This window comes from Psychrobacter sp. 1Y4 (assembly GCF_051847555.1).
Genome location: NZ_JBPYDE010000166.1, coordinates 1 through 1,032, shown reverse-complemented (window position 1 = coordinate 1,032; position 1,032 = coordinate 1). Strand labels below are relative to the sequence as shown.

Sequence of the window (1,032 nt, the reverse complement as noted above, 5' to 3'; positions counted from 1 at the left end):
CTCTTGTGGTTTTGACTCTATCCCATCAGATTTGGGCGTTTACTTTACGCAAACCAAAGCAGAAGAGAAGTTCGGAGAAGCTTGTAATGTGATTCACATGCGAGTAAAGGCAGCAAAAGGTGGCATCTCTGGTGGTACGATTGCCTCGATGGCTACGATATTCGAAGAAGTTGGTGAAGATAAATCACGCCGTAAGCAAGTAGCCAACCCTTATCTACTAAACGATGACACAGATGTGCCCAATGTACGTCAAGACAATGTCAGCAAACCAGAATACGACAGCACCCATAAACGTTGGTTGGCGCCCTTTGTGATGGCGAGTATCAACACACGTATTGTACATCGCAGTAACCAGCTACTCAGTTATGAATACGGTCGCGATTTTAAATATGACGAAGCCATGTGGATGAAAGATGGTGTCAAAGGTAAGTTATCAAGCTACGCGATGAGCGCAGGTCTACTAGGATTTGCCACTGCCATGATGATTAAACCAAGCCGTGAGTTATTGTCCAAGCATGTACTACCCAAAGCAGGCACAGGCCCTTCTAAAGATGAGCAGGAAAATGGCTACTTTGATATTCGCCATTTTGGACAAACAGCTAAAAACGATACCATCACGGTCAAAGTTACAGGCGATAAAGATCCTGGTTACGGCAGTACCTCTCGTATGCTCGCGCAGGCAGCATTATGTCTGGCACAAGATATCAGTAAAGAAGACGTTGGCGGCGGATTCTGGACGCCTGCCTCTTCGATGGGTGATAAGCTCATAAACCGTTTAGAAGAACATTCAGGCTTAAGTTTTGATGTTATCGATGGTTAATCGAATGTAAAACATTTAAATAATGATTTATTAACGCTGATGATTTTTGTGACCGTATCTTGATAACAAGGTGCGGTTTTTTAATACGCAAATTTTATAGTACTCATCTATCATGTTAGCGAATACTAATAGCGTATTTTTTTGGTAAGCAATATTGCGGCTTTTCGATTTTTTAGTACATTATGCTACACATTTCTAGTCTAATGTCACAG

Annotated in this window: 1 protein-coding gene; it reads left to right on the top strand. The window is 42.1% G+C overall.

Annotation, left to right across the window (positions count from 1 at the left end):
• Positions 1-820: saccharopine dehydrogenase family protein (locus tag ACS8FC_RS15025; protein ID WP_439297362.1), on the top strand; the 820-nt coding region annotated here is incomplete at its 5' end.
• Positions 821-1,032 lie beyond the last annotated feature (212 nt).